Genomic DNA, 16,869 nt, shown 5'->3' on the forward strand with positions numbered 1-16,869 from the left:
CATGTGCGCATTTTTGCCCGGCGAATGTCAGATATGACACTACGCGCTTGCGGGAGGAAGTAAAGCGGCTCGGTTGCGCCCATGGCGAGCAACCGGCAGCTTTCACGGCAAGGTCTACCTGATACAACACAGCAACGGCGAGGCCTTGCGGGAGGAGGATATCGTGACAACCATTTCCATCGGCAGATCGGCGAAAATCGGGCTTCTTGCATTGTCGCTGGCTGCCGGCGTGGCCATGCCAGGCCATGCCGCGTCAGACAAGTTAAGTGTCGTCGTCACAGACGAGCCGAAGTCGCTTGATCCCTGCGACACGGACCTCTCGGGCAACGCCCGCGTCCTGCGCAACAACATCACCGAAACGCTGGTCAACCTGAGCCCCGCAGACGGTTCGGTCCAGCCCAGCCTCGCCACCGCCTGGGAGCAGGTCGATGACCTCACCTGGAAATTCACGCTGCGCGAAGGGGTGACCTTTCATGACGGCAAACCCTTCGATGCAGCCGCAGTCGCCGCAGCACTGAAGCGCGCGCAAGATCCTGCACTCGCCTGCGAAGTCGGCCTTGCCACGCTGAAAGGGCTTGTTCTGACCACGGAGGCCGTCGATGCGAAGACGCTTGTCATCCGTACAGATATCGTCGAGCCCATCCTGCCCAACAAGCTGGCCACCCTCGATATCGGATCGCCGGCCACGCCTGCCGACACCAAGTCGCGCGAGCCGATCGGCACGGGGCCTTACAAGCTCGCAGCCTGGACACCGGGTCAGTCGATCACGCTGACGGCTTTCGACAAATATTGGGGTGACAAGCCCGCCATCCAGAACGCGACCGTTCTCTGGCGTGCGGAATCGGCGGTTCGCGCTGCGATGGTCGACACCGGCGAGGCGCAGATCGCCTACGAGATCGCACCGCAGGACGGCACGACGGCAAACGACCACGCATTCCCCAATGCAGAAACCTCCCTGCTGCGGATCGATCAGGAGGTTGCGCCCCTCAACGACAAACGGGTGCGTGAGGCGCTGAACCTTGCAATCGATCGTGACGGACTGATCGGCACGATCTTCCATGCGCAGGCCCAGAAGGCGATGCAGGTCGTCCTGCCCTCGGTTTTCGGCTACAACCCCGATATCCCGGTCTGGACCTACGATCCGGAAAAAGCCCGCAGCCTCTTGGACGCCGCGCGCGCCGATGGCGTCCCGGTCGATACGGAAATCGTCATCTACGGACGCATCGGCATCTATCCGAATTCATCCGAAAGCCTCGAGGCGATCCAGGCCATGCTTGCTGACGCCGGCTTCAATGTTCGTCTCGAAATGCTGGAAACCAGCCCTTGGCTGAAGAAACTCCTGAAGCCGTGGGATGCCGGCCGCCAGCCGTCTATCCTGCAGACGCAGATCGACAATACCGAAGGCGACGCGGTCTTCACCCTGCCCAACCGCTTCACCAGCGATGGCAATACATCGTCGATCGCCGACCCGAAGCTTGATACATTGATCGCCGATGCGTCCAAGGCAACCGGCGATGAACGCAAGCGCCTGTTCCAGGAAGCGTTCAAATATCTCGCTGTCGATGCGATCAACATCGTGCCGCTGTTCCATATGGTGACGATCGCGCGCGTCGCGCCGGAGGTGAACTATACGCCCGATGTTCAGGCCGGTAACGAGATCAAGCTGAAGACGATCAGCTATCGCTGATCCTCCCTCCGCTCGGTGCCCGAGGAGAACGGATGTCACTCGCCTATTTCGTCAGACGGACGATCTTCGCCGCGCTTGCGCTTGCGGCGTTGATGACATCCGCCTTTATCCTCGTGCGGCTCACCGGCGATCCCGTGAACCTCTATCTGCCGGTCGATGCATCCGATGCTGCACGCGAGGCCATGCGGGTACGCCTCGGGCTCGACCGATCCCTTCTGGCCCAGTTCCTCGACTGGGCCGGAGACATGCTCCGGCTCGATTTCGGCATGTCCCTCTGGCACAACCGGCCGGCGATGGACGTTGTGCTCGAAGCCCTGCCGAATACGCTTGCGCTCGGTGCCATCGCTTTAACGCTTGCTTTCCTTGCAGCAATCGTCGCTGGCTCCATCGCAGCCGTCAATGCCGGTGGCTGGATCGATCGTGGCATCAATGTCCTCTCCCAGGCTGCCGCCAGCGTTCCCGATTTCTGGCTCGGCCTCATGGGCGTGCTGCTCTTTGCCGTCACGTTCCGCCTGCTGCCGACATCGGGATTCGATGGCCCGGTCTATTGGGTCCTGCCGATTGCCTGTCTGTTCGCCCGGCCATTCGGAACTTTGGTTCAGATCGTGCGGGGATCGATGATCGAGGCGCTGAACGCGACCTTCGTTCGCACCGCCCGCGCCAAGGGTGCCCGCGGCAAGCGCGTGATCTTCGTGCATGCGCTGCGCAACGCACTCCTGCCGGCGATTACCGTCACCGGCGATCTGGCTGCGCAATTTGCCGGCGGCGGTGGGGTCGTCGAGGTCGTCTTCGGATTCCCCGGTATCGGCAAACTGCTGATCGACGGTATTCTCAAGCGTGACTTTGCCATCGTGCAGGCATCGATCTTCGCCGTCGCCGTGGTGATCTTCATCACCAATATTCTCGTCGACATGCTCTACGCTTCGATCGACCCGCGCGTGAGGGTGGAATGACCGAAGCGACTTCAGAATTGCTCGGCGAACGCAAGGCGGCAAGCGGACGCTTCGCCTGGTTTCTTCGCGCTCTCCGTGGAGATCCCATGGCGGTCGCCGCCACCATCTGGCTGCTGATCGTGGTTTTCGCCATTCTGGCGGATGCGCTCTCCCTGCTAGGCGAAAACCGTATTTCGCTGAAGGCCCGCAACCTACCGCCATTCGATTTCAGCCAGGCGTGGACACTCTGGCTTGGTGCCGATGCACTCGGGCGGCCACTTCTCGTGCGGTTGATACAGGCGGCATCGACGACGATCGGGATTGCCCTTGTTACCGTGCTGACCAGTCTTGTCGGCGGCACCGTTCTTGGCGTCATCGCCGGCTATTTCGGCGGCATCATCGGCAATGTCATCATGCGTATTTCCGATATCATCCTCGGTTTTCCGACGCTGCTCGTTGCGCTGTTTGGCCTCTACCTGTTCGGGCCGAGTGTACTCAACCTCATCCTCGTTCTCGCGATTACCCGCATGCCGGCATACATCCGAGTTGCCCGGGCAGAAACGCTGGAGGCCCGCGAACGCCTGTTTGTCGATGCGGCCAAGGTGTTTGGCGGCGGATCGCTCTGGATTCTGCGGGTGCATATCCTCCCGAGCGTTGCCCCGACGATGCTGACGCTGGCCTCCGTCAATCTTGCCATGGTCATGCTGTTCGAATCCGGCCTCAGCTATCTCGGCCTCGGCATCCAGCCCCCCGCGGTCAGCTGGGGTCTGATGGTGGCGCAGGGTCAGGGTTATCTCTCCTCCGCTTGGTGGCTCGGGTTCTTCCCCGGCCTTGCCGTCATGCTCACTACCATGTCCTTCAATCTGCTCGCCAATTGGTTCCGGATCGTCAACGACCCCTCGCAGCATTGGCGCCTCGTGAGCCGGAGACGATAATGGCGCTTCTGGAAATCAAGGACCTTCAGGTCAGTTTCGACACTGCGGCCGGGCGCATCCTCGCGCTCAACGGCGTCTCCTTCTCGCTGGAGCGTGGTGAAGTGCTGGCGCTGCTCGGCGAAAGCGGGTCGGGAAAATCCGTGACCGCAGCGGCGATCATGGACCTCATCCCCGATCCGCCGGGTGCAATCAATGAAGGCACCATCCATTTCGACGGCGCCGACATTCTCCGGCTTCCCCAGAACGAGCGCCGGGACCTCTGCGGCAGCCGTATCGCCCTGATCTTCCAGGATGCCCTTGCCGCCCTCAATCCGGTCTATCCCGTCGGTTGGCAGATCGCCGAGATGTTCCGGATCCACGGCCGTACGCCAGAGGTAGGCATCGACAAGGCGGTTCTGGACCTGCTGACGGCGGTCGGAATTCCGGACCCCATCCGGCGCGCCAGACAATACCCACACGAGTTTTCCGGCGGCATGCGCCAAAGGATCATGATTGCCATGGCCGTGGCGCTGGAGCCCGACATTATCATCGCGGACGAGCCGACAACGGCGCTCGATGTCACCATCCAGGCCCAGATCATCGACCTTCTCGACCGCGTGCGCAAGCGCAGCGATGCCGGCATGATCTTCATCACCCATGATCTTGGTGTCGTGGCCGAGCTCGCCGATCGCGTTGCCGTCATGTATGCCGGCCGCATCGTCGAAACGGCGGATGTTTTCGAACTGTTCGAAGATCCGCGCCATCCCTACAGCAACGGATTGCTGGCGTCGCAGCCGCGTATGGACAGCGAGGAGGCCGAACTCCTGCCGATCCCGGGCTCGGCCCCCAATCCGGCCGCCCTGCCCTCCGGCTGTGCTTTCAGGACGCGCTGTCCCAGATCGGCGGATATATGCGCCAAAGACGTCCCCGCCCTTCAGTCCATGGGTCCCGGCCGGCAGGTCGCGTGCCATTTCCCGGTTGTATCCGCATGAACAAGCCGCTTCTCAAGGTCGAAAATCTCTCCCGACATTTCGGCAGCGCACAGGCACCGGTTCGCGCTGTCGAGAATGTCAGCTTCGAAATCGCCCGCGGCGAAACACTGGGGCTTGTCGGCGAGAGCGGCTGCGGCAAGACATCCCTCGTCCGCACACTACTGAAACTCGGACCGGCAACAAGCGGCCGCGCGTTTCTGGATGATGTTGATATAACGACCGCGAGCGGAAAACAGCTCCATGCGCTGCGCCGGAAAATGCAGGTCGTGTTCCAGGATCCCTACCAGTCGCTCAATCCCCGGATGCGCGTCGACCGCCTGATCTCCGAACCCTGGGCGCTCCATCCGGATGTCTTGCCGAAATCGCGTTGGCGCGACGAGACCGTCAACCTGCTGGAATCCGTCGGCCTGCGTGCCGAACACGCCGAGCGCTACCCTTCCGAGTTTTCCGGTGGGCAAAGACAACGCCTCGGCATTGCACGTGCTCTTGCCCTCAATCCCACTTTGCTTGTCTGCGATGAGCCTGTGTCAGCCCTCGACGTTTCGGTTCAGGCCCAGGTCGTGAATCTCCTTGCTAAACTGCGGAGCGAGCGAAATCTGGCGATGCTGTTCGTCGCCCATGACCTTGCCGTGGTTCGGCATGTGTCCGACCGAGTGATGGTCATGTATCTCGGCAAGATCATCGAGACCGGCCCGAAGGACGCGATCTTCAACGCGCCGGCCCATCCCTATACCCAGGCCCTGTTGTCAGCCGTTCCGACGCCGGACCCCAAATTGCGCGGTTCACGCAAACGTATCGTCCTGCAAGGCGACCTGCCGAGCCCCGCCAACCCGCCGAGCGGCTGCCGATTTCGCACCCGTTGCTGGAAGGCAACTTCGATCTGTGCGGAACAGGATCCGCGCCTCATCGAGAGAACGGCGGCGCCCGGCTTGCTGACGGCCTGTCACCATGCGGATTGATCAATGTCTGGCACACATTGCCTGACAGCTGGTGACGTGCTTCACTCGGCCGCATACCTGCGGCGGCATCTCATTGGCGGCTAGGAAGCTTTCTCCCAGTACCACGCAACGTACATTTTCTTGCGGTCATGCCCACGCGCCTTCAGTTGCGCTCGGATGACACGGATGTCGTCCTTCTCACATGCGGCCCAAATGAATGTATCGTCTGCCACGGCATCGACCGCCCGCTCAGCCTCCGCCAGGAGGGTTCGGGCCGCGTCCTGCGGATAGCTGCTCCGGTGCAGCCATCGCACATCGAGCACACCGTTGGTCGGAAGCGGTTGTTCCTCTGCCCCATCGCCAACTTCGATGATCGCCCGCATTCGGGTTCCCGCCGGAGCCTCGGCGGCGATCCGGGCAATGGCCGGCAGGGCGCTCTCGTCGCCGATCAGCAGCATGGACCGTGCCTCGGGCACATGGCCGCCGCCCGGCCCCATCAGCCCCGCAATATCTCCGGGTTGCGCATCGCGCGCGAAGTCGGCACCGGGTGTGGGCACGCCGGGGGTCGGATGCTGCAGGAAATCGATGGTCAACTCCTTGCGCCCCTCATCGATGGCACGGATCGTGTAGACGCGAACGACCAGTTCGTCCTCTCCCTCCGGCCAGGAGATACGACCATCGTCCCGAAAACCCGGCCAGACCGGCGTCCTGCCTTTCGGCGGCACCAGCAAGCGCACATGCATGTCGCCCTCGGTGAAAGGCGTGATATCAACGCAGGAAAAGATGACCCGGCGCATGTGCGGCGTGATGTCGTGTGCCGAAACGACCGTGACCTCGCGCAGGTTCGGTGGAACGGACAGGGACGTCGCTTCCGACCATGTGAGTTCAAACGGCTGGTCCTCGGCAAAATAGAAGAGATGTTCAGCCAGGATCGTTCGGCTGATGTGCAGCATTTCCGGTGACGGACAATCGAGATCGATCAGCAGGCGGCCGGTATCGATGCCGATACGGGCCAACCCGGCAGGACTGCGCAGGATTGCCACGTCGCCGGCCCGTTCCACTTCAGCATGCTCGACGAAATGCTCGCAGATTTCGTCGAGCATATCGGAAGCATTGCTGGGAATGGCCACGCCGGAAAGCTTGAAGGACGGGAAGGCATTCATGCGCTTTTCTCCTTTTGCGACGTATCGCGAGTCATTTTATCGGCGGTAGCCGCCATCCGGTGGCGCCCGATCGGCAGCATGATCGGCCGCCCGGATGTCGGATCCACGATCACCCGGCTCTCCAGACCAAACACGTGCCGCACGGTCTCTTCCGTTAGCACCTCCTCCGGCTTCCCCGAAACATGCACGCGGCCATCCGCAAGCGCGACGAGGTGATCGGCATAACGGGCGGCGAGATTGAGGTCGTGCAGAACCATCACCACGGTCGTTCCGCGCGTGTGGTTCAGGTCGGTCAGAAGATCGAGAACCTCGATCTGGTGGTTGATATCGAGAAAGGTCGTAGGCTCATCGAGCAGCAGGATATCGGTCTGCTGCGCCAGCGCCATGGCGATCCAGACACGCTGGCGCTGCCCGCCGGAGAGCTCGTCGACCGGCCGCTCGGCCAGATCGAACGTCTTCGTCGCCGTCAGAGCATTGTCAACGGCCTCGTCGTCCTGCCGTGTCCAGCGGGAGAACAGGCCCTGGTGCGGATGCCGCCCTCGGCTGACGAGATCGGCGACGGTGATGCCTTCCGGCGCGATCGGCGATTGCGGCAGGAGACCAAGGGTCTGCGCCAGGAGACGGGATGGCATGCGATGGATCGACTTGCCATCGAGCAGCACATGTCCCTCACTGGGCGAAATCAGCCGCGACAGCGTGCGCAAGAAGGTGGACTTGCCGCACGCATTGGCCCCGACGATCACGGTGATCTTGCCGGGCGGCACCGTGAGATCGAGCCCATGCAGAATTTCGGCCTTGTCGTAGCCGGCCGAGAGCTCCTTGGCCACGAGCAGATGGTCGGTCAAAGCGAGCCTCCGATCCGGTTGACGCGGATGATCAGGTAAATGAGGTAGGGCGCTCCGAGCGCTCCAGTGACGACCCCGACGGGATAACGTCCCGGCAGGAAGTGCTGCCCGACATAATCGGCTACCAGCACGAGGAGAGCACCCGTGAGCGCCGAGGGGAGCAGCAACGAACCGTCGTTTCGAACGATCCGGCCGGCGATCGGCCCCGCCAGGAAGGAGACGAAGGCAATCGGTCCGGTCACGGCGGTTGCCGACGCGATGAGGCCGACGGCCGCGATCATCACCAGCATCCGGGTCTGGGCAACCTTCGTGCCCAGGGCGGCCGCCATATCATCACCCAGACGCAGGGCCTCCAGATCACGGCTGCGGCTGACCAAAAGTCCGCCGAAGACGACGAGAGCCGTCAGCAGCGGCAAAGCCTGATCCAGTTGCGCGCCGTTGACGCTCCCCGTCAGCCAGCGCATCGCTTCCTGCAGGCTCCAGGCCGGGGCCGATTGCAGGATATAGGCGATGATGCTCTGCAGCATGGCCGACACGCCGATACCGACGAGGATGAGACGCGTTCCAGCAACGCCGTTCCGGAAGGAGAGGCCGTAGACGGCCAGCGCCACGCCGAGTCCCGCCACGATCGCGATGATCGAGACCATCGGCCCGCTCATCGACAGGATCACGATGGCGAAGACGGCAGCCGCCCCGGCGCCGGAGGTGATGCCGATGATATCGGGGCTGGCGAGCGGATTGCGCAGCATGATCTGGAACGCGACGCCGCCAAGGCCGAAACAGAATCCGGCGAGAACCGACATGACGGCGCGCGGCAACCGGAGTTGACCGACCGTGAAGCTGGCTCCCGGAACCGTCTCTCCCATCAGCACCCGCAAGACATCCGCTGGTGGCGTGATGGACTGGCCGATCGACAGCGTGATGGCAAAGATTGCCATCACGAGGGCAAGCATGATGGCGAGTGTAGCGGCATACCGCGACGCCCGGCGGCGGCGATTTGAAATGACGAAATCGATGGTGGAGGCGTGCACGGTCACAGGTCCCTCACCCGCTGACGCCTGACGATCCAGATGAAGAACGGCCCGCCGATCAAAGCCGTGACGATGCCGACATCGATCTCCGCAGGGCGCGCGACGATACGGCCGAGAACATCCGCCGCCAGCAGCAGGCACGCACCGCCGAGGGCCGAAAACGGCAGCAGCCAGCGATGATCGATGCCGATCAGCAAACGGCAGACATGCGGCACGACAAGACCGAGGAAACCGATCGGGCCGCAGACCGCTGTTGTCGCGCCGCAGAGCAGGATGGCACCGAGGGATGCGACGGCGCGCGCAACCGCGACATTTTCGCCAAGGCCCGCCGCAAGATCATCGCCGAGCGCCAGGGAATTGAGCTTCCTGGCCGAAAGCAGGCTGATGAGAAAGCCGATGCCGAGAAACGGCAGGACCGGAAGGATGCGCTCGTAGGTCGCGCCGCCGACGCCGCCGATCTGCCAGGACTGTATACCGCCTGCGATATCGCCGCGCGGCAGGACAATAGCGATCACCAGCGAGGCAAACGCCACGGATGTCGCAGCGCCCGCGAGCGCCAGCTTCAGCGGTGTCGCACCGCCGCGCCCCAGCGATCCGATGGCATAGACGAAGGTCGCCGCGCATCCGGCACCGAGGACCGCTGTCCAGATATAGGCATGCGCGGATGACATCCCGAACCAGGCGACCCCGACGACGACGGCCAGGGACGCGCCCATGTTGACGCCGAGAATGCCGGGATCGGCCAGAGGATTGCGGGTCACGCCCTGCATGATTGCTCCCGCCAGCCCCAGCGCACCGCCCGCAAGCAGAGCCAAACATGTTCGTGGAATGCGCAGTGCGACCGACGCCCGGCCGATATTGTCCTGTGCGCCGCCGATGCCGGCGATGATGTCGGCCCAAGCGACATTGCGCGTCCCGACCGTGACGGACAGGACGACGAAGATGGCCAACAGCACGAGCAACCCGGCAAGCCAGAGACTTCTCGTCCGGTTGGAGCCGGATGCGGCCGACCACTGGCCATCCGATGTCTTGAGGATCCCGGCGGTCATTTCTGCTTCTTGGCCGCCTCGCTCAGAAGCGCCACGTAATCCTTCAGCACCCAACTGATCGACAAAGGCGTCGGATTTGCCCCGGTCCCGACTGCATTGTTGCCGAGCATGACGATCGATTCCCGCGCCACCGCCGGCATATGCAGCATCAGCGCATTGGCTTTCAGGGCATCGAAAAGCATTCCGTCGCCATAGGTGACAAGAATGTCGACATCGTCGAAGGCATCGATCTCCTCGGCGCTGACGGAGCCCGAGAACTTGCCGGGCTGCGATGCCTCCACGACGCTTTTCGGCGAGGCAAGGCCGAGATCGGCGAAGAACTTCACGCGCGTGTCGTTGGTCGTGTAGAAATTGACGATGCTCAGATCCCAGGAACTGAGATGGGTGATGAACATCGCCGACTTGCCCTTGAGTTCGGGATGACCTTCCAGCGTCCGGGCAATGTCGGCCTCGATGCTGGTGATCAGCGCCTCGCCTTCGCCGGCCATTCCGAGACCCGCACTGTTGAGCCGGATCATCTCGCGCCAGTCCGTCGACCAGGGAGCCTGCGGATAGGCAATCACAGGCGCGATTGCGCTCAAGGTGTCGTAGTCAGCCTGGCTGAGGCCAGAATAGGCCGCAAGGATGACGTCGGGCTGGGTCACGGCAACCGCTTCGAAGTCGATGCCGTCACCCTCGTCGAACAGGACCGGAGGAGAGGCTTTCAGTTCCTCCAGCTTTGCGGTGACCCATGGCAAGATGCCGTCACCGTCATCATCGCCGAAATTGGCGCGCGCCATCCCGACCGGCACGATACCAAGCGCCAGCGGCACTTCATGGTTCGCCCAGGCGACGGTCGCGACCCGCTCCGGCTTCTTCTCGATGACGGTTGTGCCGAAGGCATGCTTGATGGTGATGGGATAGGAAGCGGTCTCGGCCGCAAGGGCGATTCCATGGGCGCCAAACCAGATCGAAACGATCATTGCCAGTACGGCGAAACGGAACAGCTTCACGCCACACTCCATCCGAGATTGATAAGTTGACCCCAACTCTCAGCTTAATCCGGCGGCGTCAACGACAAAGCGGCCGATCTCCAAAAAGCGCCTGTAGATTTCCATTGAATCCTACAAAACCGGAGAAATATACAATACTGGACTATTCCGCTCCAGTTAATAGCCATCATGGGGACAACGATTTCGAGCCGGGGCCGGTCGGGCGCATGATTGAAGCGCTGCGAGCGACTGAGCGCGATTGAATTCGGCGACCTCGAACAGGACCGGCAATGACGCCGGTCGCTTTCCGCAGTTACGTCAGTTGGGACATGAACATGGACTTCGATCAAACAGGCCGTCGCGTTATGCCGACACCGATCCGCTACCGAAACGCACTCCTTCTGGGTTGCACGGCACTCATCGCTTTGGTGCCTGCCCTTTCGTTTGCGCAGGATGCAGGCACGACGAACGCCCCAACCCAGCTGGAGACACTGGTTGTCAAAGGCGGAACCGGCGGAACGGTCCTCAATACGGAAAACGATTCGAAGTCGATCGTCGCAACGGAAACGACCGGTACCGGCAAGCTGCCGACGGATATCCTCGTAGCGCCTGCCTCCGTTTCCGTCATCACGTCCAAGGAAATCGAGGAACGCGGCGCCGACACGGTCGAGCAGGTCGTGCAATATACCGCCGGCGTGGTCACCGACTTCTACGGTTCGGACGACCGCTACGACTATTTCGACATTCGCGGCTTCACGCCCTACACCTACCGCGATGGCCTGGCGGTCGGCAGGACGTTCGCCGGCGTGCGCGAGGAACCCTATGCGTTCGAGCGCATCGAAGTGCTGAAGGGGTCAAGCTCCTCCGCCTTCGGCGCATCGGAACCCGGCGGATCGGTCAACTACGTCACCAAGACGCCGAAGAGCGAGCGTTTCGGCAAAGTCTACGGCACCGGCGGTTCGTTCTCGCACAAGGAAGTCGGCTTCGATTTCGGCGACAATCTCACCGCAGACGACACGCTTTCCTATCGCCTGACCGGCAAGTTCCAGCGCGCCGACGCCGAGTATGACCATTCCCAGGACGACGAGAACTTCTTCCTAGGGGGTATTACCTGGCGCCCGACCGATGCGACGAGCCTGACCTTCGTCTACGATCATCTCGACAAGGACGGCGTTCCCGGCAGCGGCGGCCATCCGCTCGGCACGGACTTCGACAGGGACGTGTTCTTCGGAGAGCCGGACTATTACTTCACCGACACGAACCGCAACACCTACAGTGTGATGTTCGATCATGATTTCGGCAATGGGCTGAGCTTCAGCTCCAATGCGCGCTACACCAATCTGAACAGCGGGTTCGGCAGCGCCTACATCGGCAGTACGTCGACGGACGGCTCGAACATCGCCAGCCGCTATTTCTTCGGGAACGGCTCGTCTTCCGAACAGTTCGTGATCGATGCCAACCTGGTCTACGAAACGAACTTCAACGATGTCGAGAGCCGCACGCTTCTCGGCGCGGATTACAACAACTACGAGTCCGACAGCGACAACTTCTATACGGGCGCACCGCCGATCAACTGGGAAAACCCGATTTATTCGGGCGGACCGGGCTCGATGTCGCCTTATGCCAGCACGAATAACGACCAGCAGACGAATGCGATCTATCTGCAGCAAGATCTGACATTCTTCGACAGGCTGACGGTCAGCGCCGGCCTGCGCAACGACTGGCTCGATCTGAGCGAAACGAACCTGCTTGCCGGCACCACGCAGTCCGGGGACTATAGCGAGTTCACCACCCGCATCGGCGCAAGCTACAAGATCACCGAGGAACTGGCTCCCTATATCAGCTATGCGGAATCAGCCGCTCCGCCGGCATCGGGCGCCAAGCCGACGACCGGCAAGCAGTATGAAATCGGGATCAAGTATCGTCCGGAAGCTTTCCCGGCACTGATCACAGCGTCGATCTACGACCTGACCAAGGGCAACATCACCGTGTTCGATTCGGTTACCTATATTCCCGAAACGGTCGACAAGGTCCGGCATCGCGGCTTCGAGCTCGAAGCCAAGGCGGAAGTGACGAACAACATCAACATCATTGCCGCCTACAGCTATATCGACTCCAAGGTTGTCGAGCCCGGCGGCACCAACGACGGCAACCGCCTGATGCGCGTGCCCAAGCATTTCGCTTCGGTGTGGGGCACCTATACGCTGGAGGGTGAAGGTGCCCGTGGCGACATGACGTTTGGTGCCGGCGCTCGCTACACCGGTTCGTACTTCACCAATCTCGACAATTCCACGGAATCGGAAAGCGCTGTCGTGTTCGACGCCGCCTTTACCTACAAGATCCAGGAGAACACGACATTCCAGCTGAACGTCAACAATGTGTTCGACGAGAAGCATGTGGCGAGCCAGGACTTCGGGGCTGTCTATTACAACCCGGGCCGCGCCATCAAGGCGACGCTGCGCCAGACCTGGTAACGGAAATGACGTTCCGTCCGATCCCTTCGGGCGGAACATTCAAACCTGCCGAAGTTGCTGCAATCGCCGCCAGGCGGCGGGTGTCTCACCGACGATCTGGCGAAACACCTTGGTCAGATGCGCCTGATCGGAAAACCCAAGCTGGGCGGCAATGCTGGCAACCGAAAGGTCGCTTTCGCCGAGCAATTGCTTGGACAGTTCGACGCGCTTGGCAAGCTGCCATTGCAGCGGTGTCTTGCCTGTCGTTTGTTTGAAGACGCTCGCGAACCAGCTTTCCGACAATCCAACAGTAGCCGCCATGTCGGCAACAGACATTCGATAGTCGCCGAGCCCGTCGATATGCGAAAGCAGCTTGTTCATCTGCCCCTGCGTCAGCCTCCCGCCGGCCTTCTCTTCAGTTTCGGCCGGAATATCCAGCAGACCAGCAACGATGCTGCCGATCAGGCTTTCGGCATAGACGGCATGCCTGGCGGGCGACTTGATCTCCTCGGCCAGCAGCTTCGCCAGCACCTCGATCGCAGCGACATCCTGAATCTCGACCGGACGATGAAGCGCTGTCTGCGCCGCCGAACTTCCGACGGACGGCATCAGGTATCGAAGCAGCCGGTCCTTGTGCAGGTGGAGATTAAGATGCGTGAACCGGTGTGTTTCCGTGCTGTTCGTCCACATCGGCACGCCGGCCGGGACATAGACGGCGCGGGACATCGGCCTCGCGCCGCGTGTCAAACTGTCGTCCCGGTTGGAGATACGCACGTTCGGAGACACGTCATTGAAAAAAAACATGATGCGCGGATCGTCGGCGAGATAATAGCCGCTGGCTCCACGCTGGCTTTCAGCCTCCCACAGAACGCTGACCAGTCCATCGAACTGGCGCCATTGGACCGGTGCCGTAACCTTGATGCCCTCGGTTCTCCAAGCCATCGAATGCCAGAAGCCCATGTCGATCTACCCAACCCGCAAGATGTCGCGAGAACCGTATCAACTGCCAGCCCGGATAATTCAATGGGCAGAAATTCCCGCATATAACTTGACTTTAATTGTCATATAATTTGGGAGATCACAAGGAAACACTTCAAGAGGCGGGGACGTGTTGCGAGATTGCGCATCGATAGTGACAAAAATCCACTTGGTCTGTGCGGAAATGCAACTCAGACCACGTTTCTTGAATGACGATCAACCAAGCGCGGCCTTTCGGTACACTTCCGGATCCGGAATTGGAACGGCGCCGATCAGCTTGCGGGTGTATTCGTCCCGCTGCTCCTCGAACACCTGTCGCCGCGTGCCCATTTCCACCAGTTCACCGCCCCGCATCACGGCAACGGAATGGGCCATCTTTTCGATCACGGCCATGTCATGCGAGATAAAGAGATAAGCGAGGCCCATCTGCTCCTGCAGTTCGAGCATCAGGTCGAGCACGCGGGCGCGTACCGAGACGTCAAGGGCAGCGACACTTTCATCGGCGATGAGAAGCTTGGGTTCGAGCGCAAGCGCGCGGGCGATGCAGATGCGCTGGCGCTGGCCGCCGGAAAATTCGTGCGGGTAGCGTTCCGCTGCATCCGGCGTCAGGCCAACGCGCTTCAGGAGCGCCGCCACCCGGTCGCGGCGTTCGGAGGCATTTCCGATGGTATGGATGACCAGAGGTTCGGCGATGGCTGCGCCGACGCTCATGCGCGGATCGAGCGAGGCGTAGGGGTCCTGGAAAATCATCTGCGCGGTGCGGCGGATCGGCTGCATGGCGCGGGCCGAGAGGCCGGCGATATCCTGTCCGTCGATACGGACACTGCCCTTGAAGGGGATGAGACCGAGCACCGCCTTGCCGGTGGTCGATTTTCCCGAGCCGCTTTCGCCGACGAGGCCAAGCGTCTGGCCGGCTTCCAGCCGAAAGCTGATGCCCTTCACCGTCGGTGGCGCTTCCGCACCACGGCCGAACCAGCCGCTCTTGCCGCCATAGATGACGGTGAGATCGGAGACTTCGAGCACGGGTTTCGGGAAATGCAGGTGCGCCGGTGCGGAGGAGATGCGCGGCGGCTCGTCCGTGCCGGCATAGGTGCCGAGTCGCGGGACTGCGGCAAGCAATTCCCGGGTATAGGTAGCAGAGGGGCGACGGAAGATGTCCAGCACGTCGCCCTGCTCGACGGTTTTGCCGTTCTGCATGATGACGACGCGATCGGCCATTTCGGCGACAACGCCCATGTCATGCGTAATCATGACGATGGACGTGCCGAATTCCTGCTTCAGTTCGCGCATCAGCTTGAGGATCTGCGCCTGGACCGTGACATCGAGCGCGGTCGTCGGCTCATCGGCGATCAGCACTTTCGGGCGACAAGAGAGCGCCATGGCGATCATCACGCGCTGGCGCATGCCGCCGGAAAGTTCATGCGGATATTGTGTCATGCGCTTGACAGGATCTGAGATGTGGACTGCATCCAGCATGCGCTTCGCCACATCCTCGGCATTGGCCGTATCCTGATGCTCGCGGATCGCCTCCACCAGTTGCGTGCCGATGTTCATTACCGGATTGAGCGATGTCATCGGCTCCTGAAAAATCATCGCCACGTCGCCGCCGCGCACCCGCCGCATCGCCTTTTCAGACAGGCGCAGCAGGTCGGTTTCCCCCAAACGGATTTCGCCGGAGGCGACCCTGAGCGATGCTTTCGGCAGCAGCCCCATGATCGCAAGCGAGGTCACGGATTTGCCGGAGCCGGATTCGCCGGCAAGGCAGAGCGTTTCCCCGGCGGCGAGATCGAAGCTGATGCCGTCGAGGATGCGCTTCAGCCCGCTCGGCGTGCGTGCGTCGATCGAGAGGTCGCGGACCGAAAGAACGGTTGCGGGGCGGGACGCGATGTCGTTCATGCGAAAACGATTCTCGGGAAGTAGAAGGAAACGACCCAGTTCGGCATGTCGACGATCTCGCTGATCCGGAGATCACCGCAGACCGAGCAGAGCATATAGGCATCGACCGGGTTCATGCCGTGTTCGGCGGTCAAGAGATCGACCATGCGCATAACGGCCTCGCGGGCACCGGTCATCAGGTCGGGGCCGATGCCGGTCGTCACCTCATAGCCTGCGCCATCGAGATGGCGGGTCACGGGCTCGGTGGTGGTGAAGCGCGGCGTCTGGAGATTGGCGCCCTTGACGAGATCGAGCGTCAGCTCGACGTTCATCTGACTTTCGATGGCCGTGCCGCAAACTTCACCATCGCCCTGCGCTGCATGGGTATCACCGACGGAGAAAAGAGCGCCCTGCACCTCGATCGGCAGATAGAGCGTTACGCCTGCCGAGAGATCACGGATATCCATGTTTCCGCCGACTCGACGGGGCGGAACGACGGAATGAAGCCCGGCTTCCGCCGGGGCGACACCGATCGTACCGGTAAAGGGTTTGAGCGGCACGCGGCCGCCGGGACCGAAGGCGGATGGCGCCATCGAAGCCGTATCGTATGTCCAGACATGCAGAGCGGGATCCTTGAACTGGTCAGCCAGCAGGCCGAAGCCCGGAATATTCGCCGTCCAGCCATAGCCGCAGGGATGAAACTTGCGGATCGTCACCTTCAGCGCGTCACCCAGCTCCGCGCCTTCGACATAGACCGGCCCGGAAACGGGATTGATCTTGCCGAAATCGAGATTGGCGAGCGTATCGAGCGTGGCATCGGGGCCAAGCTGGCCGCCGGACGAATCCAGGCATTCGAACAGGATCGTTTCACCCGGCTTTGCGGTCAGAGCGGGCGGGAAATCCCGGTTCCAGCCGAAATTGTGCTGAGCGCTGTGGATGGTGTATTTGCAAGCGACACACATGGCGATGCCTCGACGTTTCTTGGTTGTTTCCTCAATACGGCGCCTTCCCCCGCATTGGCGGGAGAAGGCCTGTGCTTCA

The 16,869-nt window shown here is 61.7% G+C and carries 14 protein-coding genes; 6 read left to right on the top strand and 8 right to left on the bottom strand.

The genetic code is table 11. The features are described from left to right. Nucleotides 1–235 precede the first annotated feature (235 nt). From ASG68_RS05205 to ASG68_RS05225, 5 genes are read left to right on the top strand one after another with little or no spacing between them, the layout of a single operon-like run. Nucleotides 236–1,687, top strand: coding sequence for an ABC transporter substrate-binding protein (locus ASG68_RS05205; protein ID WP_156373714.1), 1,452 nt, complete (start codon nt 236–238; stop codon nt 1,685–1,687). Nucleotides 1,688–1,719: 32 nt separating this feature from the next. Then, nucleotides 1,720–2,640: an ABC transporter permease gene (locus ASG68_RS05210; protein WP_062585165.1), complete on the top strand. Its 921-nt coding sequence runs from the start codon at nt 1,720–1,722 to the stop codon at nt 2,638–2,640. Further along, a complete protein-coding gene (locus tag ASG68_RS05215; RefSeq protein WP_062585167.1) occupies nt 2,637–3,554 on the top strand; it encodes an ABC transporter permease in 918 nt (305 codons plus the stop codon). The genes ASG68_RS05210 and ASG68_RS05215 overlap by 4 nt, the downstream gene beginning before the upstream one ends. After that, complete coding sequence (locus ASG68_RS05220; protein WP_062585170.1) at nt 3,554–4,525, top strand: ABC transporter ATP-binding protein; 972 nt, start codon at nt 3,554–3,556, stop codon at nt 4,523–4,525. Before ASG68_RS05215 ends, ASG68_RS05220 begins: the two co-directional genes overlap by 1 nt. After that, on the top strand, nt 4,522–5,484 hold the full coding sequence (locus ASG68_RS05225) for an ABC transporter ATP-binding protein (RefSeq protein ID WP_062585171.1): 963 nt from the start codon (nt 4,522–4,524) through the stop codon (nt 5,482–5,484). The genes ASG68_RS05220 and ASG68_RS05225 overlap by 4 nt, the downstream gene beginning before the upstream one ends. Nucleotides 5,485–5,564: 80 nt before the next feature. On the opposite strand, the gene ASG68_RS05230 is transcribed toward ASG68_RS05225, so the two are convergent. The 5 genes from ASG68_RS05230 to ASG68_RS05250 are packed head-to-tail and all read right to left on the bottom strand — an operon-like array spanning nt 5,565 to nt 10,543. After that, nucleotides 5,565–6,626 carry a DUF2218 domain-containing protein gene (locus ASG68_RS05230; protein WP_062585173.1) on the bottom strand — a complete coding sequence of 354 codons (1,062 nt, stop codon included), beginning with the start codon at nt 6,624–6,626 and terminating at the stop codon, nt 5,565–5,567. Continuing rightward, nucleotides 6,623–7,471 carry an ABC transporter ATP-binding protein gene (locus tag ASG68_RS05235; protein WP_062585175.1) on the bottom strand — a complete coding sequence of 283 codons (849 nt, stop codon included), beginning with the start codon at nt 7,469–7,471 and terminating at the stop codon, nt 6,623–6,625. The genes ASG68_RS05230 and ASG68_RS05235 overlap by 4 nt, the downstream gene beginning before the upstream one ends. Next, nucleotides 7,468–8,508, bottom strand: a complete 1,041-nt coding sequence (locus ASG68_RS05240) for a FecCD family ABC transporter permease (protein WP_062585177.1) — start codon at nt 8,506–8,508, stop codon at nt 7,468–7,470. Before ASG68_RS05240 ends, ASG68_RS05235 begins: the two co-directional genes overlap by 4 nt. Then, nucleotides 8,505–9,551, bottom strand: coding sequence for a FecCD family ABC transporter permease (locus ASG68_RS05245; RefSeq protein ID WP_062585179.1), 1,047 nt, complete (start codon nt 9,549–9,551; stop codon nt 8,505–8,507). Before ASG68_RS05245 ends, ASG68_RS05240 begins: the two co-directional genes overlap by 4 nt. Further along, the gene (locus tag ASG68_RS05250) at nt 9,548–10,543 is read right to left on the bottom strand and encodes an iron-siderophore ABC transporter substrate-binding protein (protein WP_082478118.1); all 996 of its coding nucleotides are present in this window, start codon (nt 10,541–10,543) and stop codon (nt 9,548–9,550) included. Before ASG68_RS05250 ends, ASG68_RS05245 begins: the two co-directional genes overlap by 4 nt. A gap of 314 nt (nt 10,544–10,857) precedes the next feature. Here ASG68_RS05250 and ASG68_RS05255 point away from each other — a divergent pair, with 314 nt between their 5' ends. Next, on the top strand, nt 10,858–12,996 hold the full coding sequence (locus tag ASG68_RS05255) for a TonB-dependent siderophore receptor (protein ID WP_062609157.1): 2,139 nt from the start codon (nt 10,858–10,860) through the stop codon (nt 12,994–12,996). Nucleotides 12,997–13,035: 39 nt separating this feature from the next. Here ASG68_RS05255 and ASG68_RS05260 read toward each other — a convergent pair whose 3' ends face one another. The 3 genes from ASG68_RS05260 to ASG68_RS05270 form a co-directional block, all read right to left on the bottom strand. After that, the gene (locus ASG68_RS05260; RefSeq protein ID WP_082478120.1) at nt 13,036–13,935 is read right to left on the bottom strand and encodes a helix-turn-helix domain-containing protein; all 900 of its coding nucleotides are present in this window, start codon (nt 13,933–13,935) and stop codon (nt 13,036–13,038) included. A 234-nt stretch (nt 13,936–14,169) separates the two neighbouring features. After that, entirely contained in the window at nt 14,170–15,849 is a 1,680-nt protein-coding gene (locus tag ASG68_RS05265; protein ID WP_062585181.1) for an ABC transporter ATP-binding protein, read from the bottom strand. Continuing rightward, on the bottom strand, nt 15,846–16,790 hold the full coding sequence (locus ASG68_RS05270) for an acetamidase/formamidase family protein (RefSeq protein ID WP_062585183.1): 945 nt from the start codon (nt 16,788–16,790) through the stop codon (nt 15,846–15,848). The genes ASG68_RS05265 and ASG68_RS05270 overlap by 4 nt, the downstream gene beginning before the upstream one ends. Nucleotides 16,791–16,869 lie beyond the last annotated feature (79 nt).

Source organism: Rhizobium sp. Leaf453, from assembly GCF_001425605.1.
Classification (GTDB): Bacteria; Pseudomonadota; Alphaproteobacteria; order Rhizobiales; family Rhizobiaceae; genus Pararhizobium.

Bases quoted from the DNA above. Each gene is read 5' to 3' on its own strand.
- ASG68_RS05220 (WP_062585170.1), top strand. From the start codon at position 3,554: ATGGCGCTTCTGGAAATCAAGGACCTTCAGGTCAGTTTCGACACTGCG.
- ASG68_RS05215 (WP_062585167.1), top strand. From the start codon at position 2,637: ATGACCGAAGCGACTTCAGAATTGCTCGGCGAACGCAAGGCGGCAAGC.
- ASG68_RS05210 (WP_062585165.1), top strand. From the start codon at position 1,720: ATGTCACTCGCCTATTTCGTCAGACGGACGATCTTCGCCGCGCTTGCG.
- ASG68_RS05225 (WP_062585171.1), top strand. From the start codon at position 4,522: ATGAACAAGCCGCTTCTCAAGGTCGAAAATCTCTCCCGACATTTCGGC.
- ASG68_RS05245 (WP_062585179.1), bottom strand. From the start codon at position 9,551: ATGACCGCCGGGATCCTCAAGACATCGGATGGCCAGTGGTCGGCCGCA.
- ASG68_RS05265 (WP_062585181.1), bottom strand. From the start codon at position 15,849: ATGAACGACATCGCGTCCCGCCCCGCAACCGTTCTTTCGGTCCGCGAC.
- ASG68_RS05260 (WP_082478120.1), bottom strand. From the start codon at position 13,935: ATGGGCTTCTGGCATTCGATGGCTTGGAGAACCGAGGGCATCAAGGTT.
- ASG68_RS05255 (WP_062609157.1), top strand. From the start codon at position 10,858: ATGGACTTCGATCAAACAGGCCGTCGCGTTATGCCGACACCGATCCGC.
- ASG68_RS05270 (WP_062585183.1), bottom strand. From the start codon at position 16,790: ATGTGTGTCGCTTGCAAATACACCATCCACAGCGCTCAGCACAATTTC.
- ASG68_RS05205 (WP_156373714.1), top strand. From the start codon at position 236: ATGCCAGGCCATGCCGCGTCAGACAAGTTAAGTGTCGTCGTCACAGAC.
- ASG68_RS05230 (WP_062585173.1), bottom strand. From the start codon at position 6,626: ATGAATGCCTTCCCGTCCTTCAAGCTTTCCGGCGTGGCCATTCCCAGC.